The sequence below is a fragment of the Sphingobacterium sp. 2149 genome, from assembly GCF_031455655.1.
In the GTDB taxonomy this organism is placed as follows: Bacteria; Bacteroidota; Bacteroidia; order Sphingobacteriales; family Sphingobacteriaceae; genus Sphingobacterium.
In genome coordinates this window covers 287,811-314,777 of sequence record NZ_JAVDTD010000001.1, presented here as the reverse complement: position 1 = coordinate 314,777, position 26,967 = coordinate 287,811, and the positions used below count along the sequence as shown (strand labels likewise).

Genomic DNA, 26,967 nt, shown 5'->3' with positions numbered 1-26,967 from the left:
AAAGTCCACTGACTAGTTGAAAAATCTGATACAATTAACTCCAAGCACTGCAGCACAAAGTTGACATAACCGGAGTCGACAAGCTCGCGAAAGGAACTTTTGGTGACTTGTTCAAAAGGATGTACAGCATAGGACTAAGATAGGATTAATTATTCACTCCGCGGATCGGGCTTTAGCGGCATCTTGGCGCAGCGTATTACCTCGATCGATGGACAGCCATATTCGACAACAACTTTACCTTCGATCAGATAGATTCCTGCACCACGGAGCGGATATTTCACCAGTGTTTGTGGGAAGTGTACCGTATCAAAAAAGCGCCCCTCGGCATCGAGGAAAGTGCCGAATTTCATTAGGTCGCCGCGCTTGGTCTTGACAAATTTTTCACAGACAAAGTCCCCCACTATCCGAATTATTTTACCTTCATGCAAATGGAGTTCCCGGGCCGGCATATCGCCACGGTAATCGCTTTTGGCAAGATCAAAAAGGGTTCCTGTGACGCAAAAGCCGATCAGCTCCATCTCGTCGTAATAATCCTCCAGGATATCTTCTTCCAAAGGTGGCAGTATAGGCTTGCGACTCTCGGTCTCAAACAGTGCTATACCCGCTGCCACAGGCTTATGCTTGCTCATCATCAGATGTGCCGCCCACAGCAGTTGCTTTTTGCCCGTCCCCGTAAAGCGCAGGGCTCCAACGCGGATCAGGATAACGACCTGCTCAATACCGGTCTGTGTCCGTTTGACAAAGTTCTCCAGACTCGTATACGTGCCATTGGCTTCGCGCTCCTCAATAATGCGATGGGCCAGTTTACCTTCCAAATTGAGCAGGCAGTCAAAACCGAGGTAAATATCTTTACCCCGAATGGAGGTATTAAATACCGACTGATTAACACAGGGCAGGCAGATATTGCCACCTGAAATTCGGGCCTCATTGACATAGACCTTACGGTTGTAAAAGCCACCATAATTGTTGAGAACCGCAACCATAAACTCCAAAGGATAGTAGGTCTTGAGGAAAAGACTCTGATAACTCTCTACTGCAAAGGATGCTGAATGCGCCTTGTTGAAGGAATAGCCCGCAAAGCTTTCCATCTGCCGCCAGATCTCGCGGCTGGTTTTTTCGGGGTACCCCTTGGCCTTACAGTTTGAAAAGAACTTATCCTCAATTTCGGTCAGGTGATCTTTGCTCCGGTATTTGCCCGACATCATACGCCGCAGCACATCGGCATCGGCCATATCGAGTCCACCATAGGCATTGGCAATTTTCATTACATCTTCCTGATAGACCATTACGCCATAGGTCTCTTCGAGCTGCTCTTTAAATACAGGGTGTGGATAGACGACCGTCGCGGGGTCGTGATGCCGACGGATGTACTCGCTCATCATGCCCGAACTGGCTACACCTGGCCGAATAATGGATGAGGCAGCCACCAAAGTCAGGTAATCATCGCAACGCAGCTTGGTGAGCAGCTGCCGCATGGCCGGACTCTCGATATAGAAACAGCCGATGGTATTGGCCGATTTTAATTGCGCTGCAATATGGGCATCCTGAAAGAAACGCTTGGGATTGTCGGTATCGATGACGACCCCCAAGTTTTCCCGCACAATGGTACGGCAATCTTTGATATGGCCGATGCCGCGCTGCGAAAGGATATCAAACTTCTCGAAGCCGATATCTTCGGCCACATACATATCAAATTGCACGGTGGGCAACCCTTTTGGCGGATTGTCCATCGCCGAATAACAGGTCAATGGTTCCTCGGAGATGAGCACGCCGCTGGCATGGATGGTGCGCTGGTTGGGAAAGTCGGTCATGCGGTTGTAAACGCTCAGAATGGTATTGGTCACCTCATTCTTGTTGAGCATATGCTCGGGCTCATGAACCAAGCGGTCGATCTCGGCCTTGGGTAGTCCATACACTTTACCCAGCTCGCGCAAGATACTCCGCGAACGAAACGTACTCATAGCGCCCATAAGTGCGGTATGACCTGTCTGATAACGATTAAAAATAAAGTCATAAATCTCATCACGTTCGTTCCAGCTGAAATCGATATCAAAGTCTGGCGGACTCTTGCGCTTGGGGTTAAGAAAACGCTCAAAAGGTAGGTTGAGCGCAATGGGATCAACATCGGTGATACCCAGGCAATAAGCCACTGTAGAATTGGCTCCCGATCCACGGCCTACATAGTGAAAATTGCGCCCTCGTGCATAGCGGCAGATCTCGTCGGTGATGAGGAAATAACTGGAGAAACGCAAGTTTTCGATAATCTCAAGCTCGCGCTGAATGCGTTCGGTGGCCACCCGGTCCTGACGACCATAGCGCCTGGAGAAGCCGTCTATGCAGTATTTGTGCAGGAGTTGCTTATCGTTGTAGCGATTGCCCGTAAAGGTTTCTTTATTCTTGACGCTGGTAAAATCAAAACTGAAAGAACACTGGCCCAGTATGCGGTTTGTATTGGCGAGCAGCTGCGGCAGATCCGAAAATAACCGCATCAGCTTAACCCGGGGGATAAATACCTCGTCCTCGGCTGCAGTCTGATCCGGGCTCAGTTGCGAAATCAGCAGGTTGTTGTCAATGGCCCTTAATTGCCGATGTAAGGTATAGTCGGCCTTACGAAAACTCACTGGTGCCAGGATAACACAGCGGTCAAGCACCTTTCGGTCCATCAACTGGACACGTGTACGCTCAATGGGTCTGATGCCAATGTATTCGTAGTCCTTTAGCGGAAAAGCATTGAGTTTGCTAAGGGGATAGATGACAAAGACCTGTGCGAATTCGGGTGCACGCTCGGGTACAGCACGGTTTTCCATATTAAGCTTGGTCCGATAGTCATTGATCTCCCGAAAGCCCTGTTCGTTCTTGGCGATGGCGACGAAACAAAGTTGATCATCGTGGCGAAACTCCATGCCGGCGAGCAGGTTCAATCCTGCGGCCCGCCCCAGCTTAATAAAGTCAAGCGAACCGGAACTGTTATTGATATCGGTAAGTACGGCGGTATCATAACCGCCAGCAAGCATGCCCGAGATAAGATCCTGCAGGCTGAGCGTGCCAAAGCGCAGGCTATAGTAACTATGTAGATTTAAGAGCATGATCCCCTCCTTTCTCCGGCAGCGGCGCACAGATGGCCTTCATCAGAAATTCGGCGCCATAGCGTTTTCGGATCTTGTCCATGGCCTGCATCAGATTGACCTCCTCGGCGCTATCGTCGAAGAGGTCGGTCTGATAGGATCCGTAAATTAAACCCGAGAACTTAATCCCGATAAGGCGTATCAGCATCCTGCGGCTATACAGTTTCTTGAAGAGTGAAAGCACCACATCGGTAAGCTTTCGATCCGAATTGGTATAACCGATCTGCAACTGCTGCGTGTGGGTATCAAAATTGCTATAACGGATCTTGAGGGTGACACAGCTAGTCAGCTTTTGCTCTTTGCGCAGATCAAAGGCCAGTGTATCGACCATACCGATCAGGGTGCGGCGGAGTACATCCATATCGATGGTATCCTGCAAAAAGGTATTTTCTTTGGACATGGACTTTTGCTCCCGAAAAGGCAACACGAGTGAATCATCGAGCCCGTTGGCTTTGCGCCAGATATTGATTCCATTCTCACCAAGCACTCTCTGCATGGTGAACACCTCCATCTGCTGCAGGGTGCCGATCTTCGAAATTCCCATATTCCGGAGCAGCGTAAAGGACTTCTCGCCTACCATTGGGATTTTTCGGATGGATAGCGGTGCGAGGAAGCCTTTTTCGGTGCCATGCTGCACCTGCTTTTCGCCGCAGGGTTTGGCTGTACCGGTGGCAATCTTGGCGACGGTCTTATTCACAGAAAGACCAAAGCTAATGGGTAATCCAGTCTCTCGGATAATACGCTGGCGGAGCTCCTGTGTCCATTTCCAACAGCCAAAAAAGCGGTCCATACCGGAGACATCAAGGTAGTGTTCGTCTATACTGGCTTTTTCGACAATGGGCGTGTCTTCTTCGATGATCTGCGTGACGATACTGGAATAGTGACTATAGCGGTCGTGATCGCCCCGTACGACTACTGCGTCTGGACACATGCGCAGGGCCAGCCGCATGGGCATAGCCGAATGTACGCCAAACTTACGGGCTTCATAGGAACAAGAGGCTACTACCCCGCGGTCGCTGTTTCCTCCTATGAGCACGGGTACGCCGATGAGCTTGCTGTTCTCCAAGCGCTCGACAGATACAAAAAATGTATCAAGATCACAATGTATTATACTCCTTTCCATGTTTTTCAATTGTACCAAAAGCACTGCATTGTGCCTTTTGATTTTTGGCAGTTGACGTATTCAAAAATACTAATATTATTAGCAAACAACCAAGAAGGCACAATGGTTTAATTTTTATCACATTCATTGTCAGCATAATATTTTATATTAAGATGTCAGCTTAAACAAGGTGGTGGCTTTTCTGTTTATCACAAAACAGAAGCTATGAACGAAAATAGACTCAGCTATTTGAAGGGTGAGGCATTTAATCATTAGCGTCTTTTTAACGTTTTTGTCGAAAAGCAAAATATATGATAATTGCACTAATAGACATTAAAATGGATGCTAGAAAAAACGGAGCTCCTGAAAATTGAAATGGTGCTTTATCGTGAGTAAAATAATAAAATAAGTTTGTCATAATTGGAGGACCCAAAATAGCCGTAACACTCACTAAACTTGATAATGCCCCCTGCAGTTCACCTTGTTCATTTGCAGGAACATTTTTACTGATTATTGATTGAAGTGCTGGTCCGCAGATTCCACCTAAGGAATAAGGAACGAGAAAAACAAACATCATCCACCCTTGATTAGTAAATGCAAAAAGCATTAAACCTAATGCATAAAATAGCAACCCAAAATATACACTTTTATGTTCCCCTAATTTTGGCGTTGTCCACCTCATTAGAATGCCTTGTACTAAGCCAAGCAATAAGCCAAGCAAACTAAGCGATAGACCTACAGTTCTTTCCGTCCAATTAAATTTATACATAGTAAAAAAATGCCAATTGCTTTGTACAGCGTGGAGGGCAACATAGACCAAAATTAAAGCGATGACGAGATTTGATATTTTTGACTGTTTTCTCAAAAAATTAATTGTTCCAATAGGATTTGCACGTTTCCAGCTAAACGACCGACGTTTATCTTTTTCTAAACTTTCCGGTAGTATAAGCAGGCCGTAAAGAAAATTGACCATGCATAATATAGCAGCGAAATAAAAAGGAACTCTCGCGCCATAATGGCCAAGCAAACCACCTATTACAGGACCTATAATAAATCCTAATCCAAAAGCTGCGCCGATTAAGCCGAAATTTTTAGTTCTGTCTTCATCGGTCGATATGTCAGCTATATATGCACTAGCTGTTGAAATATTAGCCCCAGTAAGACCGGCAATGATTCTTCCAAAAAACAACCACCCAATAGAAGGCGCTAGTGCTAAGAGTACGTAATCAATAGCAAATCCAAAAAGAGAAATTAAAATAATTGGGCGTCTTCCATACTTATCACTAAGATTACCCACTATAGGTGCAAATATAAATTGCGTAATGGCATACGCAAAACCAAGCCAACCTCCATATCTCGCAGCTTCACTTAGGTCATTATTGATAAGTTCTCCAATGAGTTTAGGAACTACGGGAAGTATAATTCCCCAACCTGTAATATCAATCAACAACGTTATAAATATAAATCCAATAGCTGCTTTTTTACCTGTTTTTTTCATCCTGTAAAATTAAACAGCGATAAATAGCAGGTATTGACAATTTAATGGTGTTTACGTACAATCTGAAAGCTAATCATATGCTGTAAATAGTTCAGATAAAAAGGACATAAATTATTATTCGTTTCTATAGGTTTTTGGCGACACCCCCACTATTCTTTTAAAGTATCGGCAAAAGACACTCGTTTCTTCGAAATGAAGCTCGCTGCTAATTTCTTTAATTGATAAATTAGAAGATTTCAATAGTGTTTTAGCATGTAGAATGGTGATATGATCAATCCACTGTAATACAGATTTTCCAGTTCTCTGTTTCAGGAAGGTGGAAAGATATTGTGGTGTTAAATGTAGCTTATTAGCATAAAACGCAACGCTTCTTTGTTGGTTTGCATGTTTTGAAATGAGTAGATAAAAATCGTCTATAATCTCATGTGTGCGGTTTCTAACCAAGCTTTTGTTACTCGGTAAAGAAGAATATACTTCAGAAATCATACTTATGAGAACCATAACAAGATGTCGAAGCATTTCCGTTTTATTATGGCTAGGTTTTTTATTATAGAAATTTTGTATAAGCGTCAATAAATCATTTTGCAACTTAATTTCTTCAGGTTGAAGTCTGATAACTGGCTGCCATCTCATTTGGTTGTTCATTACAAACTCACGTAAAATTGGAAATGCTGTAATAAAATCTAACGAAAGACCAATGGTTACAATTTGGGCATCGTCACTCAATGATTTTGTATCCATCAGCAATTGCGGCTGTAAAACAGCAATATCCCCTGCGCTCATTTCATATTCTAAAAAATGAATCTGTGCTTTCATGGATCCTTGTATCAGAAATCCTAGTAATAAACCATCAAATAGACGGCTATTATTTGTATATTCCTTTTTAGGATCATTTTGCTGATTGAGAATAACTATTCCTTCCGTCTTTTTTGAAGAATCAAGATTGTACAATTTATAGACATTATCCAAAGTTATCAATAGAGCCATTTGCAAATATCTAAAAATTGAAATCATATATTAAATTAATAAGGTACTAAATCATCAATATGAGGTATTTCATCTCATTATCAATAATTTAAACATAGAACACTTCCTATATCAGTAAGAAAAAAGTTTGAAAAAAAACTGGAGCATTTAGAAGTAGAGCATATTCTCCAAAAGATACTTGGCAGATTTATATTTTAGGCTGTCCTCATCATGTCTTGAATAATAATCCAAAACATACTCTAGTTCTGGCCTATTTTTACCAGCGCTATTTAAGGTATTTTCCAGATCTGCATCTGCTGATTGAGCGCATGCATAGCATAATACGATAACAAAAAATAAAAAAAACTTCATCATAAAGAGGTTAAGTCAGTTAATAAAAAACACCAATTGTTCTCAAATCATCTGTTCAAGGAGCATAATAGTACATTAAAATGTTGGGTCTAAAAATTACGCATAAGACCTTCTTTCAATAGCGACAGCCTAATCCTGGAAGAAACAAATAGTGAAGCGATGAAAGTTAATACAACGAGAATACAGTTCAAAAAGAAATCATTGTTAACGATGGCTAAAAGACTGTCCTTATAAGCTTCGTTTGTGATACAATAATAGAAGGGAACGCATAAACAACCAATAAGTATCAAAAAAGTGGCTATGATAACACCAGAGTCAAATCTTTTATCAGATTCCATTTTCTCCATTTCAAATTTATTTATTTCTGATATGACGGCTTTAGTTAATGGAGGTCCGGGGGTAATAGATCCTTCCATCAAATGTTTCAATTGGGAGTGGGCAGATTTGATCTCCTGCAGTTTATCGGCCAACGCTTTATTGACAGCGCATTGCCGTAACAAATGTTTTTTTTGCTGCTCGGAAAGATTGCCATCAACAAAATTCCAAAGCATATTTTCGGTGTACTCGTGTTCAGACATCTCGGAAAAATTTATATTAAGAGTTTTTTTAATCGTGTTCTAGCTCGATGAAGTCGGGTTTTAACCGCACTATTCTTGAGATTTAAAATTGTGCATATATCTTCAATAGACTGTTCATTTAGATAGTATAATGTTATGATCAAATTATCGGCTTCGTCAAGGTCAGATAGAGCTTTTTTAAAGGCCATATTTAACTGACCTTTATCTAGCCACTCAACTTCGGCTTCTTTTTCATAAATCTCATTAGAATACTGCTGCTCGAAATCTTCTACTAAGAATAATCTAGATGCTTTTCTATTCGCAGAGATTGTCGTGGTATAGGTCACACGATACAACCAGGTACTAAATTTAGACTTGAACTCAAATTTATGTAAGTTTTTATATACCTTGAGAAAAATATCCTGCGTAATCTCTTCTGCAAATTCTCTATCACCAGTAATCTTGATAACAATTTGAAAAACAAACGAACTATACCGTTCTATTAAAATCGAAAAAGACATCATATTTCCATTAAAAACTTCTTCAATAAGTTTTTCGTCACTCGTTTTATTTGTATCAGATACCATTTAGGTTAGTACATGATTCTATCAAACATCTCTTCCTTGATTTTTATCTTAGGAATAACTGCTTTCTTTAAATACCCAGGTATCTCACTTCTACTTATTTTAGCCCCCCCAAATTCTCGCTGCACGTGACCAGAGGTAGATCGTTTATAAACCTTAGTAGCAAACCAGGTGACGTGATCATGTGGTAATGCGATTCCCAAAATCATTCCTGGCAGGCCATTGAAATGCTCTGGTCCACCGGACAACGCGATATCTTCAGTATAAAATGCCACAACATAGATAGAGTCGCCAAACACTCCATTGGCTCTAATACAATTGTATCCCGCTATGTTGCGTGTTTCATCTGTCAATTTCCATTTGATCGACATGGTCTTTTCATCCATATTAATTTTTTTGTCAAAAATGGTCATTGCTGAAATAGCATGTTTTTGATCTAGATCTGTAAATACGGCATTTTGAGCAGTAATCTCACTTAATATGTTTCTGCTTTCAACGTATTCTTCGGATTTGTACAACGTATTATTGTCTGCATACTCCAAAGAAAAATAAAACGTATCGAATGGCTCTGTCATTTTTGTAAAGTTGTCAATCAATCTTTTACCTTGCGGGGTCTGATCATCAAACATATTTTTAAATTGTGCATGGTTATTCACCTTCTTTTGGAATTGAATGATACCTGACGTCGAAACATTTTGCTGCCCGTGGGAATCGCCAAAGAAGAAAAGTAGGGCGATAGTAATTAACACTATTCTTTGAATATTTATCATATCATTTTTTGTTTCTTTGTACATATTGTGATTCATTTTAATTTCCCATTTTGTTAATCTCCCAAATCAAGCCAAGTGAAAAGTTTCTTCCGATCGAGGAGTAGGTATTTTCAACAATCAAATTATTATTTACAGATCTTGAAAAACCCTTATTTTGGTTCAGAATATCATTTGCAGATACTCTAACTACCAAATTTTGATTTTTAAAAAATGATCTAGCAGTAGAGAAATTTACAATACATCGTTCGAACTTTTTACTAAATACATTGATAGGCTCTTGGTAATCGTAAGTCCCATTTAATGAAAGTTCATACCTCTTGGATGGATAAAACAAAAACTCTGGAACAATTAAATATGTCCAATAATTAGCATTGAGATTTTCATCCAACGAAGATTTGATCGTATTATATTTTGTATTGAATAAAATTGAGATATCATATTTTTCCGGATTTCTTTTTGAAAATTTTAATGAGAAATTAAGTCTCTGTACTTTATTTTCATTCAAAAGTTCATTAATATAATTGGCTGTTTGTGCAAAACTATAACCAACATCACTATTAATCTTAATATCAATCGGCGACAATCTAAAGGAATAAATTAGGTAGCTGTCAAATGATTTTTGTTCAAATTCTGAAAGATTAGCAAACTCATAAATACTTTTTCCAACTGAATCTGTCGTAATTTTAGGAACTATAGCGTGTTGTTCCACTGCATATAGACCATTTAATAGGATGGTTTTATCTTCCATTAACATGTAATCCCTATAATTTAGATTAAACGACTGCTTAAATGCAGGTTTAAGCAATGGATTGCCCACAAAAACATTCAAGGGATCATCATTAATCTGTATAGGTTGAACCTGACTTATATTGGGCTGTACGGTGTTGCCATTGTAGTTAAACAATAACCTATTTTTTCTCGGAAATATATATTTGGCTTCTAAATTTGGATACCAATTGACAAACTTTCTATTGAGGTTATTATTATTAAAAAAATCTACTTGATCTTGCTGATTAAGCTCAATACCAGGAGCAATTTTCATCTGGATATGTGCCTGTGAATATTCAAACGACGCCCTTAATTTATGAGTAGCTTGTTTAAGCTTATATTTCATCGCAGTATGAAAAACAGACGACGCGGTGTCAATATTGGAAATTTCAGTAGTATTATCAGATTGTTGTAATGACAACTCATATTCTGATATTAAAGTTATTGCTTTCCCAAATTGATTGTTGTATGCAATTTTCCCACCATACTGTAGGTTAGTTTTCGTATTAAAACGACGTTCATTCAGCCTTATTAGCTGATCTTCTTCATCCGAAAGGTTATAAAATAAATTCTTTGCATACAAATTGCGTTCGGTTTCTGCCCTAGCATTTGAACTGTTTAAGCGAATGGAAATAGAACTCAATGGACTGAATTTCCTATTCCACACGAAGAAACCATTAAAACTAGAGCCGTCTCCGTTTAGATAGATATCCCGCTGGCTCTCATTCATTTTAATTCCACTTTGCCTTATACTGCTATCCGAAAACATGCTTTGAACATTGTTTTTACTTTTTAGCCCTTCTAGAAATAGATTAAATGTATTGACTGAATCTAGCGCCATTTTTATTCTCAAGTCAGCCTTATTTCTTAAATTATTTGTATTGAATTCTTCTTTAGAGAAACGTGTGAAACTGTTGTCAGGTTGAATATTTTCAATTACGGAATTCTCAAATCCTCGTGTGTTATAATCTGCAATTTTATAATTGGCATTGATATAATACTTTTTGGCTACAAAATTTTCGTCAAAATGTGCTCCCCCCGTTTTCACTGTTGGAATTCCTTTACCCTCGAAATTACCTCCACTTCCATCAACCTCGTCGATTCCGAATTCATTGTTACTAAAATTGGTTTTATCTTCCCAACCCAAACCTGTAATTCCATTATTACTTAATATACCATAGCCCGCAAGCTTGCGTTTTGAACTGAACGAATTTAACATAGCTTGGGAATCATATATTTTCGGGGTACCTCCAGTTACCTGCAACTTGCCGAAGTATCCATTTTTCTTATTAGCTTTTAAAGTGACATTAACAGTCTTCTCTTTTTTACCAAAATTATTTCCGCCAAGTTGAGTTTGTTCACTATCGCCATCATACAATTGAATTTTTTCGACAATATCTGCACGAATATTCTTGGTTACCAAAGTCGGATCATCTCCAAAAAATTCCTCTCCTTCTAATAGCACTCTTTTTACCTTTTCTCCATTGGCTGTAATATTGCCCTTCTTGTCAACCTCAAAATTTGGAAACTGCCGTAATAGATCTTCAACCCGTGCGTTTTCTCGCACTTTAAAACTATCCGCCTGAAATTCTAACGTATCTCCCTTAAGGGTGATGGCTGCCACCTTTTTTGACTTGACAAGCACTTCTTCAAGTTTTATACTTTTCCTTTCAAGTTTTATCAATTCCAGGGTTGGTATACTTCCAACGATTGTAACGTTTAATCTCGTTTTGTATGCTGTATAACGTAGGTGGGAAACAGATAGCAAATAGTTACCTAGCACTAAGCTTTTTATTGAAAAACTACCATCTTCCTTAGTCCTAGTGCTAGCGATCAATATTGAATCTTTAGATCTGAGAAATGTAATGGAAACATTGCTTAAAGGAGCATTATCAGCGGAATCAACCACTTTTCCTCTAATCTCAAAGTGCTCTTGTGCAAATAGTTTTCTATTTGACATACTGAAAATTGAGATGTAAAGTAAAAGCAAACATATAACCCGCGATATTAATCCCCTTAGCATATTCTATTTCAAACTTTTAAAATAATAGTATATAATTAAAAGAGCGATTCCGCAGAAAAATGATACGCACAAAATATATAACAATGCGCCAGGTATAATTTCGCTATTTATGTACGGTCTTAGAATCAAACCAACTGTAACACCAATACATATCCCCAATAAAATTAACCCACTTGAAAAATATCCAGATATATTAGGCCCTTGTTTTAAATATTGATTTCTACGGATAAGAAACATATTTTCCCTATGTTTCAGATAGCTGACGCCAAAAATTGAAATGAGTACACTTATCGCAACTGCGATCCAAATTAACTGTTGAAAATTCATAATCTATATTTTTAATCCTACTTTTCTTGTTAGACGCAAGAAATAAATGTCGGTTACCGTGTTTGTTAAAAAATTTATTGGGCAGAAGGCAAATTTGTAATTAATCCTAATTTCACCGCGGTACTGGATTAAGCGACAGGTATTATACAACTAATGTATAGAATAAAATGCATAAACCAAATATCAAACATTTTATGCGTTAAATACTGGTCATTAAAAAACCACTTTCAACTTTGAATTTGACCTTCCAACCCATCTTTTAATGATTTATTGATCTAACAGTCCATGTGTACGAAAGGCAAAAATCTAAGGCACGAAGAAACTTGTTTCTGTGGAATCGGTAAAAAAGGTTATTTTAAGTAGGGAAAGGTGTGTACCAAAATTGTTGACCGGCCTTGGTTAGGTAATTTGATTCCATTGCTGATTATACCGAATATTTGTATATTAGGATAAATACAAATATTACAGTTATGTCATCCAAGATTTTCCTGCAATCATTACAGAGTAAATTAAAAGGCGGCAACGCGCGCTCTATTCATTTAAATGCATTGCCAGGGCGATTGGCCACCCGGTTAGACCTCCAGCAGCTTGACCTCATCGAGGATGGCCTCGCCAAATTATTTTTGGATACGTTGTTGACCAAAGCACACGTTGAATTTAAGATTTCATTTGATACAATAGACCTTAATGAAAAAGATGCGGAAACTCAAAAGAAACTGACCTTAATTTCTAAACGACTGAACTCGATTATCATAGAAAATGAAGATTATTTTAAAGAACATGGGATGAAGACCCTCGGGTTCGGCTATCCTATTCTTATAAAAAGATCTTCAAAAGACCCCTCGAAAATCATAAAAGCCCCATTATTCATTTGGCAACTAGAGGCCGTTAAATCTAAAAACAAAGTCAATGAATGGTCGTTTTTGCGAAATAAAGTGGTTCAATCAAATGGTAAAATAGTGGATTCAGATATTCACCCGATTAGTATCAACGAGGTGCTCCTTTCTTTTATCAAAAGCGAAGATGACATTACTCTCCCCAATCTTGCTAATGAAGCCTTAGAAGACGCACTGATTGATAGCAACGAATTAGTGAACGCTTGTGCTGAAGTACTGGAAGCACTCAATGCGAATAGTAAAGAGCAGATACTCGAGGTGCTACGAAAAAACTTTGAAACAGCCATTAACGTATTACCCGAAGCATCCCAGATAGATGCTATAGCCAATAACAAAGCTTACATTCATTTTGGTGGTATTTTTGGTTTGTTCAGAGCGCAAAAAGAAAGTATTATCACCGACATTTCCCGCTTATTAGATCGCTTCGATGCCTTTGAATTTGATGAGCTTAAAGTAGAAAATCTATCGACTACACCTTTCAGTGCCGTAGATACCGATCCAAGCCAACAGGCCATAATAAGTGCGCTCGGAAATGAACCGAATCAAATAATTCAAGGCCCTCCAGGGACGGGAAAAAGTCAATCATTAACTGCGCTGATTACAAATGCACTTGCCAATGGACTAAAGTGTCTGGTCGTCTGCGAAAAGAAAACAGCGCTTGATGTGATTAAAGCAAATATCGAACGTACGAATACTCAGATCGGCGCTCTTGTAGGTGTAATTGATGACGTAAACGATGCCCGTGAAGCAATCGTAGATTCTGTCAGAGACCGTCAGATCGGAGTTCCGTTTCACATCTCAGTAAAGCAAGCCCAAAACCAATATGATACGATAAAGTCAAAACTCAAGGAATCAGCTGAACGTATCAACGCACAGCATGCTGCCTTAGCTGAAACGGTCTACGGCGATAAAAGTTGGCCGCAGATCGTCGGACGGTATTTGGCTTTATTAAAAAACTTTAAGGATGTACCGCTCAAAAATATTATACCGAAAGAGGACTTTGATTTCGCTCAGGATCATACAGAACTGGAAAGGACACTGGTTGTTTTAAAGCATAGCCATAATTTATTTAAGCAATCGCATCAGGTCCATTCCATATTTAGACCACTATCAGACGCTCTATTTTTAGACCAACAGGTTGGACCATCGCGTGTAAGAATTGAAGATTTTATTGCATACGCTCATAAACAGCTACCAACCATTGAGCAGGTTATTACTGAACTTCAAGTAATTGGAAAGCAGTGGGCTGATGATTTTTTGAGCGGCATCCCCGCAATAATGCAGCAGGATTTTAAGCCCTTTTTAGCATTTTGTATTGGAGATTCAGTGAAGGAAAAGGAATTACCATCTACTTTTCCTCAGGAACAGCGAATCAATGAAATTGTCGTAGGATTACAATCTGTCCGGATTAAAGCAATACAATTTTTCAAGCAATATGATGATGCTTTACAACAACATTACAGCAGCTATTATTTATCGCTAAGCCATGCACTATCAACTTATCTTGGCTACGCTGAGTCAAGCATTGCGCAATATGGTAGTAACTTATTAAATAATAGTAGCGGCGCGAAATTTAAAACAAGTTTGTTGAGTATATTCTCGGGAAAGCACAAGCAGATAAAACAAACAAGAATTGAATTAAAGAATCGCATCGCGCAGGTAAGATCATTCCATGTTCAAAAAAATTATATTGAACATCAATATAACGACCATTTGGAAACGACTGATTTATCCATTTATCTCAACAATATTGAGGAACTACGACAAAAGGCAGCGAATTGGAAAGAAGAATATCCTTATACGATAGATAGCTATTTGGCTAATATTAATGCTCATCGTTTTCATGCTGAACTGAGTGAACTAAAAGCGCAAGTAGCTCCCCTACTTCAAAAATTGGATAGTATAGAGCAAATGCTAATCGCTGATTACAATATCGTTCCAACGACTCCAGTTACTGATATCAACGGCTTGATTGAGGCAGTACCCTATCTAATTGAGAGAGTTACTTTTCAATTAAGGCATTTTAATCATTTTCGTGACTATTACGCGGCACGCGCTGATGCCTATCGGAGTCTACAAAACTCGATTGATGATATTGAGAGTAACCAGTTAACGGGAAATATAACAAATGGAGTATTTCTGCCGTATACGAGTCTTCAGGCTGCACAGGACCTATGTCATACGATTAAGCATACCTTTACAATGTTCAATGAACATATGAGTGATTTCCGTAGCTATCATGAGTGGAAATCATTTTTCCTTTCAGTGGACGAAGTGCAACAAAAGCTTGTTACCCGAATCAGCATTCATCTTAAAGACCATTGGGCTGATGCTTTTGAATGCTGGTATTTGTATTGGATACTCACCACAAATGAACCACAGGAATTGCCAAAAAGCGATTATCAACTACAACAATATCAGCAGCAAAAACAAGAGTTTAATAATGCGCAGCTGAATAGCATTATTGCTTTGTGGACGGAAAAACAGGCTGACGCTGTAGGAAAGTTCAAATCCAGAGGACAAAACATAAATAGTTTGTTTAACAAAAAGGGAGCTAAGGGAATGCGTCGCAATTCACTCCGCACCATTGTGAATAGAGAATTTGAACTATTTACTGATTTCTTTCCTGTACTATTGGTCAATCCTTCGGTATGCAGCTCGATACTGCCGCTACAGGAAGGAATTTTTGATGTGGTCATATTTGATGAGGCCAGTCAGCTGCGTCTCGAAGATACGTACGCGGCTCTGATCCGAGGGAAGGCTAAAATTGTATCCGGTGATAAGCACCAGATGGCTCCCTCCTCTTACTTCGAGGGAAGTGGAGCGCTGCTTGACCCGATTGATGATGAGACGGAAGACTCCGAAGATGAATTTTCAGATCGGACTGCGCTACAAGCTGCTCAGCTTGACCTTGCGGATAGCGAATCCTTACTCGCTTATGCTGTAGACAAGGGGTTCGTTGAATCTTATCTAAAAGTTCATTACCGCTCTAAACACCCTTATCTTATCGACTTCTCCAACCATGCGTTTTACGGAAATAGATTAATGCCGGTTCCGGCAAAGGAGCACTACACTCCTATAGAATACTTACAGATTGATGGATTGTATGAGGGGCAAGTAAATAAGCAAGAGGCGCTGAAAGTGGTCGAATTGTTACAACAGATCATGAAGGATGCCAAAGATAGTATTCCAAGCGTGGGTGTTGCTACGTTCAATATCTATCAACGCAACTTAATCCTGGAGGAACTGAGTGCAGTTCGTCAGCATGACCCTGTATTCGACAGTTTAATGGCGCAGGCGGGAGATTCATTTTTTGTTAAAAATCTCGAAAACATTCAGGGCGACGAACGGGATATTATCATTCTCTCAACGACATTTGGGCGAAAAGCCGACGGCTCCTTTAGTCAAAACTTTGGTCCGATTATACAGGGCAAGGGACATCGCATGTTGAATGTAATCATTACTCGAGCGCGGTCTAAAGTATATGTATGTACTTCTTTCCCGCAGGAGTATGTTCGTCAGTACCCAAATCTTATCCAGCAGAATGGCAATAAAGGACGTGGTATTATGTACGCTTACTTTACCTATGCGAAAGCGGTAAGTGAAGGGAATGACAACTTGCGGAAGGGCATTCTTGAATTATTGAGTCAGTACTGTTCAGATAAACTGTATGAACCCGCGGAATTTAGCTTAGGGTCTGAGTCTCCGTTTGAAGACGAAATATTTGAACAACTTGCACAGCATATTGGCGCAGATCGCTTAGAACAGCAGCATTCGGTAGGCGGTTTTAGGATTGATATCGTTGTAAAATCAAAAATAAGCCACAAACCACTAATCGCAATAGAATGTGATGGCGCAAAATACCATAACAGTCCGGAAGCTTACGCCTGGGACAACTTCCGCCAGGAGCAACTTGAAAGATATGGATTTATATTTCATAGGATATGGTCCATTAAATGGTGGGATGATACCAACGGAGAGTTAGAGCGACTAATTGATTTTATCCGTCAACAGGATCAGGAAGAGGCAAATTTAGGTAACCATGTGCATATCGCAACGAAAATCAATATAAGTGATAATTAGCGATGAATGGATGATCTAACTATACCAAAAACAAGGAGGAGAATTGTTATTGTAATGGTGACTTTAAAAAGGACAATACTTCTTAATGAAGTATTGTCCCTTTTATAATAGATGTAAAGTATGAAGAATACTGTAAATATGTCTGTTAAGGTAGTGTTGTTAAATTTATTGAAGGTGCTGTTCCATAACTTGGTAGTGTAAACTTCGTTCCGGGATTGACGACAGTATTGAAAAAACCGCCATTTTTGAGGAAGAAGCTGTTTCCGGTTATTCCGCCAATAGCGTCTATACGCTGGTTGTTTGAATAGGTCGCATCAACATTAAAGGTACTTTCAACAACTTTCAACCAAATTCCTGTAGCTGTACGAACCCATTGATTACTATATTCTGCTGAACGCCCAAGGAAGCCGTTGTTGGCATTGAAATTTTCGATGAAGCTATGAAAGCCCGTTAAATAGGTGTTTGTTTTGGGACGTTTCCAGCTAGCAATGAGTATCCAATTACTGGTCGACGGATCATTAAACCATGCCGTAAAATCAGTGCTTCCATTGTTATCAGGCTCACCCTTTAATAAAAATTTATAGGTTGTGGCGGCAGTCCAATTATACTTGAGGTAGCTTTGTCCACCCGAACCTTCTCCACCAAACTCACCTGTTGTCGTATTTGTCCCTTTTCTATTTAACGTGATGCGATCCTCTACTGGTATTTGGGATGGATTATCGGTGCTATATGGACTCCAAACAGAAAATAGTATTCTGCGTTCTGTCGCTGAATTGACTTGCATACCAAAATATCCTTGATCGAAGCCATTTGCCATAAAGTAAGATCCTATTTTATCTTCTCCAACAGGCACTTTCAACTCGCTATAATAATAGGATACTTGCTGATTCGTTGGAATGGTATAATTCAAATGGCCGGATGGACCCCGCCGCGACCAATAGTAGGTGTTATCGACATTGTTGTCACTATAAATTACCGTGCCATTTGTTGCCGAACTATCTAAAATCAAGTGTGATACATCTGCAAAATAACCGCCGGACTTGGTTACGCCTTGAAGATCCATTTTTACATATCCCGCGGCATTTAGCGAATAGGTACCGATCGTGTAATCTTTTAATGCTCCACCTTTAAGTTTGACTTGTTTGCTTATACCATTAATTGTTAATTTCACCGTACTACTATCGCCTGAAGGTAGCACTTTAGCTCTTATTTTAACCCGTAGAGCGCCAGCTTGGGAAACCTTAGCGTAGGTACTAATCACGCTATTGACATTGTTCCAGTTTGCCAATCCGTTGCTATTGATGACTTCTGCTGCACCGGAAGGTGCCGAAGTGACGAAGGCATTGCCACCTAAGGGAACTTCGTATCCGCTTAAACCCGGAGAGGCAGCACGTAGCGATAATTTCGCTTCTAAATTGGTTTGCAACTCGCTTTTTTGGCAGGAAAGAAAGCTTGCCAATACTGCACCGAGCAGTAGTGTAACTTTGGGATATCTCATAATTTAAATTTAATTGTTCTATCGAATTTTGTAAATACAATTAAATAAAACAAGAATTATACAAAGCAATCGTTTGTCCAAAATACTTTTGTAACAAATGAGATAATTTAGGCAATAGACATCGTTCATTTAATGAACTGTCTTTAGGTTATTATTGTTAGAAGTGCATATAAATTGATTTCATAGAAAAATAATCAATTACAGAATAGAATCACCAACCTCACTACTTAAAAACCTCACTGACAATGTAAGAAGAATATATAGTTTAATAAAGTAAAGGGAGCCTTTTTATAGTTTTGAGTAATATCGTGATTGTTTTCTAGAACGAGAAGAAGAATAATTGAAAGAAGGATTTGAACCGATATAATTTCATCTTTGCTACTGGACAATTTATCGCTGTTTATATCATTTCGGAAAAACAATCGTAAATTAAATAAAATAATGGCATTGAGCTATATCGTATGATGACTAACTTTTCCAATCATAATCCACCTGATTTTGTACAATTCGTACACCTTCATTTTAATGTGAATAATGAAGCATTGCTTGAATTTAAATCAAAAATCATCTCAAAATCCTTTAAAAAAGGAGACATAATTGTCAAAAGGGGAAGAATTTGTGATAAAATATTCTTTTTAGAAGATGGTCTTGTAAAAACGTTGTTTACTTCAGACAGCCGGGAGTATATCATGCGTTTTTTCTCGGAAGCAAATATCTTTTCAGTACTGGATAGTTTTATAGAACAAAAGCCTTCTAATTACGAAATTGTCGCGCTCGAAGATACCGCAGTAAGCTGCATATCTTATAAAGACTTACAATTATTATGTGCTAAATATCATGAAATAGAAACTTTCTACCGTAAACTTCTTTCGATGGCCGTTATCGAAATGATGACCCGAATAGGTCGCTCACTTGAAGAAACGGGAATCGTCGCATACAACAAATTCCTAAAAAATCAGGGATATCTCCTTCAACGAATCAGTTTGGCAGATCTAGCATCATATCTAGGTATCACGCAAGTTTCTTTGAGCAGAATCCGTGGCAAGAATTAGCGATTTTATCATTTGATAAATACTGCCTATAAACAGATATGTAATTTAGCGAGAAATTCATACTGCTATGATACAAACATTATTTTTCAGTCGACAGCTCAACGTTATTATCGTACTCATTATTACGATTCTTGCAACCTTAGCAGGCTATTTTTCAATCGGTTTACCACCAGTAATTATCGTGGGAGGCTCGGCGTTTATTGCTTTTATCTGCTGGCAGAAAACCTACTTGAGCCATCCTACCCATCCCTCATTGATATTGCCTCTTTTCGTCATTACTGTCGCTGCCTTGCAGGTACATATCATTGAAGAATATCAGACGGGGTTTGCGCCTTCCATGAGCCGACTATTTGGGATTCCCTGGAGTGAAAAGAAATTCCTCCTCATATTTGCGCTCGTTGGGCCAACAATCTATACACTAACTACATTGGGCTTATATTACAGAATTCCTATGGCAGGATTTGTTGCGTGGTTTATTTTTATCGGTCCAGGTGTAGCTGAATTTACGCACTTCATTTTTCCGCTAATAACACCTGAGATTCTACCTAATGACCCCCATATTATTACTGATTCAGTATCGGGAGCCGTTATTGAAAATATGCCCAACTACTATTTTAAAACAACCGGTAACTATTATTTTCCTGGAATGTGGACAGCGATTTTACCAATGATACCGGGATGCATTTCAATTTATAAACTATTTGTCATAAAGAATAAAAATCCTTAATTCGGTTAATAAAGCAATTTCAAAGCAATGTGGATTCTTATAAAGTTCAGACCGGGAATGAAGTGAGGAAGAAAAATAATAGATATTTTCAAACCATTTTATTTTGAAAGTAGTTCACTAATAAACTAAACTATAAATACTATGGCACTTACGACAGGAAATGAAGACAAAGTAACGAAAGAGGTCGAAACCCAAACATCTAAAATTCCCTCTATTGTATTTTTAGCAGCTTCGTTAGCAGCAATGGGAATCTCAGCGGCTTTAAAATGTTGCAAAACTAAAGATGATAATACGGCACTATTCGTTGGTCAATGGGCGGCACCGTTTTTACTATTGGGTATTTACAACAAGATTGTCAAAACCGAAGGGCACGATTAGGATTAATACGTTTTATTGTAATGTTTTATTTAAAGGTTGGTCAGTATGATCAGCCTTTTTTTTATTATAAGAACTACTACTTGTTCAATCAGCTATCATTATAGCTACATCGCCCGTTGTTGGCCAGCTATCATTTTACCCTAAAATTAGCGCTTATCATTCTTTTATCCATTTTAATTCTCGGCTGCGGATCATGGAGATGTACTTCGAAACATACATCCCACTGAATGCTCAAATTGGGGTGGAACTTTCAATTGTAAAAAAATTACAGCTTTATTCTGGTTATAAAGTTAAATACTATATTGATGAAGATGCATTCGACCTTAATTATTTAAACTTTGGAATATAAATTACGATAGCATCTTGGAGTAAAAGTTATCGGCATCGTATGGGTAGCCGATGCTGAAAATTTCAGTAAAACACATTAAATCGGACAATTTTCGATGGTTTTTAGTATTTTGTACCATAATCTGTTAAACCTATCTAAATATGAAGAATCCTTTAGGCATCAAGGATATAGCGAAGATGCTCCAAATTTCGGTATCCACAGTTTCGCGGGCTTTTCGGGATACCCACGATGTCAATCCAGAAACTCGAAAAAAGGTGTTGACACTCGCCAAGAAATTAAACTTTAAACCTAATAAGAATGCTTCCGCCTTAGCATCCGGTTCAACAAAAAATATAGGTGTGGTCATTCCCTTTATCACCAATTATTATTTTTCCATGGTGATTTCGGGTATTCAGGAAGAAGCTTATGAACGCGATTATAATGTTATTCTCTATGTCACTAACGATCATGTCGCACGGGAACAGAACCTATTGGAAAACCTATCAACGAGTAGTCTGGATGGACTTCTTATTTCGATCTCTTCCGATTCAGCCACAAACGATCATTTTGAACAATTGATGGCGAAAGGAATGCCAATCGTATTCTTTGACCGTGTACCTAAAGATATAGATGCCTCCAAAGTTGTCCAAGATGATTTTGCAGGAGCCTTACAAGCGACCGAATACTTAATCCGACAAGGCTATACGCGCATTGCTCATATTGCTGGACCCGAAAATCTGCAATTTACACAGCAGCGGCTAAATGGTTATCTACAAGCACTGGAACAGCACAACATGGTCATCGATCCGCGTCTTATTGTATATTCGGGTTTTTCACAGGCTCACGGCGCCACTGATGCGTTGAAGCTACTTGCCCTCCCCAATCGCCCAGATGCGATCTTCGCTGCCAATGACCGCAAAGCTGTTGGTGCCATTCAGACTATCAAGCAGCAGGGGCTCCGTGTAGGCCAAGACATTGGCGTCATCGGATTTACCAATGATCCTATTGCTACAGTGGTAGAACCCAATTTAAGCACAATTGAAGAGCCTGCCATGGAGATCGGCAAAAGGAGTTGTGCGCTGCTCATCCGTCATATAAAAAATCGGGATTTTGAAATTCAGGATATGGTATTGCCTGGCAAATTAATCGAACGGGATTCTACCAAACGATCCTCTTAGTGTTCTTTATTTACTGTAACGTAATTCACCAGCAACAAAACTGTGATGAATGACCACATCATCATCAAAAAGTACAATATCTGCTTCCATTCCTATAGCTATTGCTCCGATCTTATGATCCAGCCCAAGTAGTCTTGCGGGGTTGATCGTCATCATCTGTACGGCTTCTACCAAACTAACGCCTCCCTTGTTGACCATTGTGCGGAGGAGGCGATCTGCAGTAGCCACGCTACCTGCAAAAGAAGAACGATCGGTCAGCTTGGCTACGCCTTCCTCAACGATTACTTCAGTTCCGTGACGCAAGCTTCCCAACACGCTTTTACCCTCGGGCATACCAGCTGCACGCATCGCGTCGGTAATCAGAATCATTTTATCCGCACCTTTCACTTTATGAATTAGCCGCAGAAAAGGCTCGGGCAGATGGACACCATCTGCTATAATCTCCACATCGATCTGGTCCAATAGAAAACAGCTCTCAATAGCTCCGGCATAACGATGCGCGTGAACGCGCCTCATGCCGGACATACCAGAGTAGAAATGTGTTGCCAGGCGATATCCAACTTCGACAGCAGGTAATATCTCCTCATACACTGCATCGGTATGTGCCAGAGCCAATAAGATACCATGACTGCGCACAGCCCGTCCAAAGTCCAATGCTCCAGGCAGCTCAGGAGCCGCACTCCATCGACTGATGAGGTGGTGATAACGTTCAAGTATAGGCATGTATTCTTTTGGATCCGGATTACGGATATACTTGGGGTCCTGCGCCCCCCGTTGGTTCATCGCAAAATAGGGCCCTTCGAGATGCAGACCTAAAAATCGGCTCCCTTTGCTATTCTGCTCCCTGGCTGCTTCATAGACGGAGAAAAGTTCCAATAGCTCCTCGCGTTCACTGGTCAAGGTGGTCGGCAGCATGGCAGTGGTACCATAACGTAGATGCGTTTCGGCAACAGTTAAAAATGCAGACACACTGTTATCCATAAAATCAGCGCCGCCACCGCCATGGACATGTATATCAATAAAACCCGGTGCAAGATACAGCCCTCCGGCATCCAGCCATTGGGCAGCTGACCAATCTTCTTCGACAGCTTCTTTTGACAAATAGCCTTCGCTAATATGCACAATTTTCCCCTCGGCAATCCATACTGTTCCATCCGCGATCACGCGGTAAGGTGTTATAATATTGGTATTTGTTATAATCCACATGTTAATTCGTTGATTTTTTTATTTGTCCTGACCATGTCTGAATCCGATACCCTTTAAAGGCGTAAAATAACAGGTATAAAAAACATGGCGTCAATATCCAATAGGCTGATTTAGGATCGATCGTATCGGCCAGTACCCCATAGAGGAGCGGAAGTAAAGCATTGCCACATAGTCCCATAATTAATAGTGCCGATCCTTGTTTGGCCAATGGCCCAAGCCCTTCAAGCGCCAATGGCCATATGCCTGCCCAGATAAGTGCATTAGGAAACCCAATCAATACAATAAACCAGATCGAAATATCCAGATCCATATTAAACAGGACAACATGTCCATGAGTCGACACAACTAAGATAGACAAAATCAGACCAAGAACTGTGCTGAAACGCAACATACTGTGTTGACTGAACACTTTGGGAATCAAGACAATTCCCGACAAGTAGCCTAGTATTGTGGCCGTCAGCGTATAGGAAGGTAGTGATTTGGCTTCCAGTAGGGATAGGCCCATCACCCCTGCATAATTGATGATCGTATCAATCGCGATAACCTGTGTACCCACATGGAGGAATATTGCCACAGCACCCAGAATGAGGTGTGGGTATTGAAAGATACTTTTCTTGGTTTCGTCCCTATCTTTCCCTAGCCCATCTTGTTGTTGATCCAATTCGGGAAGAATAGAAAACTTAACAAACAGCCCAATCAATAGTAAGATGATTCCGACCGCAGTATACGGGCCTAATACGCGTAATATCAATTCATCCAAAGCCAATGTACGCGCCGTTTCTGTCATCTGTGGAAGCTGCTTAAAGAGCTTATTGTCCTGTGGGCGCAAAATAATATAGGAAAATAGTAAGGGTGCCAGTATACCTGCTCCCTTATTACAAATGCCCATCATACTAATCCGTTGCGCTGCACGTTCCTTTTCACCAATCAGGGTAATGTATAGATTGGCGACGGTCTGTAACAGGGCTAATCCACTTCCCAACGTAAATAGACCAATCAAAAAGATCGGATAGGCCCTATTATAGGCCGCAGGGACAAATAAAAATGCCCCCAATGCCATAATCCAAAAGCCTACCATAATTCCATTTTTATAACCTATTTTTTTGAGCAAATACGAGGAAGGCATCGACATCAACAAATAAGAGATATAAAATGCAAAAGCAACAAGGTATGACTGAAAATTGCTCAGTTCACAGGCTATTTTAAAATATGGAATGAGAATCGCATTAATCCAGGATACAAATCCAAAGATAAAAAACATTGTTCCAATAATGCCTATGGATAACCAGGTAGTTTTCCTATCGCGTGCCGATGCTGTCATAGGATACATCATTTTAAAAGCGATGCAGATCCCGCGTCCAAGTAGCAGGTGCAGTCGGCATGCTGCTGCAAGATACTCGCAGGATACAAATTGGAAATAGGTTGCTTGAGGCAATTTTTCACAGCTAGTGCTTTACGTTCATCCGGTACAGCACAGATTATTTTCTGAGCTGATAGAATCTGCTGTATGGACATACTGATAGCTTGCAATGGCACTTCGGCGAGTGAGCCAAACCATCCTTCTCCCAACTGCTGACGACGACACTGCTCGTCCAGATTGACAATTAGATAAGCATCTTTTACATCAAAATCAGCAGGAGGATCATTAAAAGCCAAATGACCGTTCTCTCCAATTCCCACAAAGGCAACATCGATGGGATGTGCTTTAATCTTGTTGTGCAGACGTCTACATTCTGCAGCTGGATCCGCTTCACCATTAATCAGTACCACTTCCTTCAGTGTCGCCACCTGCGTGATGAAACGCTCGGTTAAGTATTTCCGAAAGCTAGCTTTATGGCTAATTGGCATGCCAATATATTCATCGAGGTGAAACATGCGCACCTTGCTCCAATCGATATTATCACTAGCCACCAGCGTTTCTAATGTTTCGAACTGGCTCTGTCCGGTTGCTAAAATAATGTTGGCTTCTCCCCTCGCCGCAATGGCAGCGTTAATAGCTTCAATTCCTGCAGCTCCTGCATGTTGTCCCAGTTCTAACCGGGTGTTAAAAGTTTTGATGTTCACGTCTCTTGATTTAATATAATATTCTCGTTCTGTTTTGTTTATGATGATATTGTGCTCGTTTCCCTCGCCAGCTCAATATCATGTACCTGATTATTTTTCCAATGACCAGCAGTAAAATCAGGCACCTCGATTGGCTGGGAACCATTGGCGACCGACCATTCACTTAAAGGGCCAATGACGCTCCAGCTGGCGGCATCATAGACATCTATGTCCATCGGTAAACCATTGCGTAAACAATCGATCAGGCGCCAGTCCATCATAAAATCCATGCCACCATGGCCACCGATCTGCTTGGCCAGTTCGCCGATCTTTTTGACAATACCCGGTGTATATTGCTCTTCCAGTTTGGTCATCTCTTCGGCAGACAGGAAATCGGCATGGCCAACAGCGATTTTGCCGGGCAGAGGATATTTCTGCGCAAAGGCTTTAGTACCACTAATCAGATGGAGACGTGAATAAGGCCGTGGCGAACTCACATCATGCTGTAACATTATGGTACTGCCGTTATTGGTGAGGATATTGGAAATATTCATATTGCCCCGGAAGGGTTTGTCTATATAAGACTCAAATTGCTTATCCGTCGCAGCCATTTCTTTGGCTTTCTGCCCTAGCATAAAATCTTTTGAAGACATCGAACTCATATACTCCATCTTATTACCGCGGTTGACCTTCAGAATCTGGCAGATCGGTCCCAGACCGTGGGTGGGATAAAGATTCCCGTTGCGCGTCGCATTTTCCTTTAAGCGCCAAAAATCAAAGCGTTTTTCGGCATCAAAAAAACTCTCCAGAATGTCGTGGATATAAGCCCCTTCGCAGTGGACGATATCTCCAAAAAAACCTTGTCTAGCTAGATTTAAGGTCAGCAGTTCAAAATAATCGTAGCAACAATTTTCCAGCATAACACAATGCTTTTTGGTCTTCTCGGAGGTTTGTACCAGTCGCCAGCAGTCTTCCACCGTTGTCGCTGCAGGAATCTCCAAAGCGACATGCTTCCTGTGTTCCATGGCATATATCGCCATCTCGGCATGCAACTTCCAATGGGTTGCAATATAGATCAGATCATAATCCTCCTGTTCACACATCTTTTTCCAGTGTTCGGCATTTTCTGTAAATAGCTCCGCGCGGTGACCCGCTGATTTCATCCTTGCCTTTGCTTCGGCAGCCTTTTCGGCTCGTACATCACAAATGCCGTTGATCGCAACACCTTCAATCTGGCTCATACGTTCCACTGCAGCAGATCCCCTATTGCCCACACCGATAAAACCGACCCTTACGGTTGGTATTTTGGGGGCCGCGTAGCCCGACATATTAAATGTAGCTGTATATTTCTTTGACGCTTCCAGCCGGATATGATCCAGCTGTGTCTTTGCTGAAGCCTTATTTTCCTGTCCACAGCCAGCCATCAATCCAATTCCGGCTAGCCCGGACAGTTTTAAAAATGATCTTCGATTTGTTCCCATAATAT

The 26,967-nt window shown here is 40.2% G+C and carries 19 protein-coding genes; 5 read left to right on the top strand and 14 right to left on the bottom strand.

Annotation, left to right across the window (positions count from 1 at the left end):
* Window positions 1–149: 149 nt before the first annotated feature.
* From J2X77_RS01250 to J2X77_RS01210, 9 genes are all read right to left on the bottom strand, one after another.
* Complete coding sequence (locus J2X77_RS01250) at window positions 150–3,086, bottom strand: DNA polymerase III subunit alpha (protein WP_310078577.1); 2,937 nt, start codon at window positions 3,084–3,086, stop codon at window positions 150–152.
* A complete protein-coding gene (dinB, locus tag J2X77_RS01245) occupies window positions 3,067–4,248 on the bottom strand; it encodes a DNA polymerase IV (protein WP_310078576.1) in 1,182 nt (393 codons plus the stop codon). The genes J2X77_RS01250 and dinB overlap by 20 nt, the downstream gene beginning before the upstream one ends.
* Before the next feature lie 262 nt (window positions 4,249–4,510).
* Window positions 4,511–5,725, bottom strand: a complete 1,215-nt coding sequence (locus J2X77_RS01240) for a TCR/Tet family MFS transporter (RefSeq protein ID WP_310078575.1) — start codon at window positions 5,723–5,725, stop codon at window positions 4,511–4,513.
* Between the two features lie 114 nt (window positions 5,726–5,839).
* Window positions 5,840–6,739, bottom strand: coding sequence for an AraC family transcriptional regulator (locus J2X77_RS01235; protein WP_310078574.1), 900 nt, complete (start codon window positions 6,737–6,739; stop codon window positions 5,840–5,842).
* 120 nt (window positions 6,740–6,859) lie between these two features.
* Window positions 6,860–7,066 carry a hypothetical protein gene (locus J2X77_RS01230; RefSeq protein WP_310078573.1) on the bottom strand — a complete coding sequence of 69 codons (207 nt, stop codon included), beginning with the start codon at window positions 7,064–7,066 and terminating at the stop codon, window positions 6,860–6,862.
* A gap of 86 nt (window positions 7,067–7,152) precedes the next feature.
* Window positions 7,153–7,641, bottom strand: coding sequence for a hypothetical protein (locus J2X77_RS01225; RefSeq protein WP_310078572.1), 489 nt, complete (start codon window positions 7,639–7,641; stop codon window positions 7,153–7,155).
* Between the two features lie 11 nt (window positions 7,642–7,652).
* Entirely contained in the window at window positions 7,653–8,207 is a 555-nt protein-coding gene (locus tag J2X77_RS01220; protein WP_310078571.1) for an RNA polymerase sigma factor, read from the bottom strand.
* Window positions 8,208–8,212: 5 nt separating this feature from the next.
* Entirely contained in the window at window positions 8,213–8,974 is a 762-nt protein-coding gene (locus J2X77_RS01215; RefSeq protein WP_310078570.1) for a GLPGLI family protein, read from the bottom strand.
* 37 nt (window positions 8,975–9,011) lie between these two features.
* A complete protein-coding gene (locus tag J2X77_RS01210; RefSeq protein ID WP_310078569.1) occupies window positions 9,012–11,702 on the bottom strand; it encodes a TonB-dependent receptor in 2,691 nt (896 codons plus the stop codon).
* Between the two features lie 860 nt (window positions 11,703–12,562).
* Between J2X77_RS01210 and J2X77_RS01205 the strand changes: the two genes are divergently transcribed.
* Window positions 12,563–17,071 carry an AAA domain-containing protein gene (locus J2X77_RS01205; RefSeq protein WP_310078568.1) on the top strand — a complete coding sequence of 1,503 codons (4,509 nt, stop codon included), beginning with the start codon at window positions 12,563–12,565 and terminating at the stop codon, window positions 17,069–17,071.
* Window positions 17,072–17,216: 145 nt separating this feature from the next.
* Here the strand turns inward: J2X77_RS01205 and J2X77_RS01200 are convergent, their stop codons facing one another.
* The gene (locus tag J2X77_RS01200; protein ID WP_310078567.1) at window positions 17,217–18,569 is read right to left on the bottom strand and encodes a DUF3472 domain-containing protein; all 1,353 of its coding nucleotides are present in this window, start codon (window positions 18,567–18,569) and stop codon (window positions 17,217–17,219) included.
* A 461-nt stretch (window positions 18,570–19,030) separates the two neighbouring features.
* Between J2X77_RS01200 and J2X77_RS01195 the strand changes: the two genes are divergently transcribed.
* The 4 genes from J2X77_RS01195 to J2X77_RS01180 all read left to right on the top strand — a co-directional run bounded on the left by J2X77_RS01195 (window position 19,031) and on the right by J2X77_RS01180 (window position 22,232).
* Window positions 19,031–19,621 (top strand): Crp/Fnr family transcriptional regulator, encoded by a 591-nt coding sequence (locus J2X77_RS01195; protein WP_310078566.1) that lies wholly within the window; start codon window positions 19,031–19,033, stop codon window positions 19,619–19,621.
* 67 nt (window positions 19,622–19,688) lie between these two features.
* Entirely contained in the window at window positions 19,689–20,348 is a 660-nt protein-coding gene (locus J2X77_RS01190; protein ID WP_310078565.1) for a hypothetical protein, read from the top strand.
* A 141-nt stretch (window positions 20,349–20,489) separates the two neighbouring features.
* On the top strand, window positions 20,490–20,726 hold the full coding sequence (locus J2X77_RS01185; RefSeq protein ID WP_209575353.1) for a hypothetical protein: 237 nt from the start codon (window positions 20,490–20,492) through the stop codon (window positions 20,724–20,726).
* A 489-nt stretch (window positions 20,727–21,215) separates the two neighbouring features.
* Complete coding sequence (locus tag J2X77_RS01180) at window positions 21,216–22,232, top strand: LacI family DNA-binding transcriptional regulator (RefSeq protein ID WP_310078564.1); 1,017 nt, start codon at window positions 21,216–21,218, stop codon at window positions 22,230–22,232.
* Window positions 22,233–22,238: 6 nt separating this feature from the next.
* Here J2X77_RS01180 and nagA read toward each other — a convergent pair whose 3' ends face one another.
* Genes nagA through J2X77_RS01160 form a run of 4 tightly spaced genes read right to left on the bottom strand, consistent with a single transcriptional unit; the run spans window position 22,239 to window position 26,962 of the window.
* Window positions 22,239–23,438 carry an N-acetylglucosamine-6-phosphate deacetylase gene (gene nagA, locus J2X77_RS01175; RefSeq protein ID WP_310078563.1) on the bottom strand — a complete coding sequence of 400 codons (1,200 nt, stop codon included), beginning with the start codon at window positions 23,436–23,438 and terminating at the stop codon, window positions 22,239–22,241.
* Between the two features lies 1 nt (window position 23,439).
* Entirely contained in the window at window positions 23,440–24,759 is a 1,320-nt protein-coding gene (locus J2X77_RS01170) for a sugar MFS transporter (RefSeq protein WP_310078562.1), read from the bottom strand.
* Window positions 24,760–24,767: 8 nt separating this feature from the next.
* Window positions 24,768–25,502 (bottom strand): glucosamine-6-phosphate deaminase, encoded by a 735-nt coding sequence (locus tag J2X77_RS01165; RefSeq protein WP_310078561.1) that lies wholly within the window; start codon window positions 25,500–25,502, stop codon window positions 24,768–24,770.
* Window positions 25,503–25,540: 38 nt separating this feature from the next.
* The gene (locus tag J2X77_RS01160) at window positions 25,541–26,962 is read right to left on the bottom strand and encodes a Gfo/Idh/MocA family oxidoreductase (RefSeq protein ID WP_310078560.1); all 1,422 of its coding nucleotides are present in this window, start codon (window positions 26,960–26,962) and stop codon (window positions 25,541–25,543) included.
* Window positions 26,963–26,967: the final 5 nt, after the last annotated feature.